The sequence below is a fragment of the Vibrio marinisediminis genome (genome assembly GCF_014050145.1).
Lineage (GTDB): Bacteria > Pseudomonadota > Gammaproteobacteria > Enterobacterales > Vibrionaceae > Vibrio > Vibrio marinisediminis.
The window spans coordinates 1-225 of record NZ_JACFYF010000437.1; the positions used below are offsets into that span (position 1 = coordinate 1).

The 225-nt window shown below is 30.7% G+C and carries 1 protein-coding gene; it reads right to left on the reverse strand.

Going from position 1 to position 225, the window contains the following annotated elements:
• Nucleotides 1-225: DEAD/DEAH box helicase family protein (locus tag H2O73_RS24540; protein WP_182110868.1), on the reverse strand; the 225-nt coding region annotated here is incomplete at both ends.

Genomic DNA, 225 nt, shown 5'->3' on the forward strand with positions numbered 1-225 from the left:
TTTCTTAAAACGCCTTGAAAGGTTGAAAGTGATTTTTGTATAATTTCTTTTCTATGTGCTAGAAAAAGCAATTTTGATGATTTGTTATTTTGTCTAAATCGTTTATAGTCAAATGCTGAAATTACTGTTTTTCCTGTTCCAGTGGCGGCAACTACTAGGTTTCTAAATCTGTTGTGAACGGTTCTTTCTACTTCTAGTTTTTCTAAAACTTCATTTTGATATGGA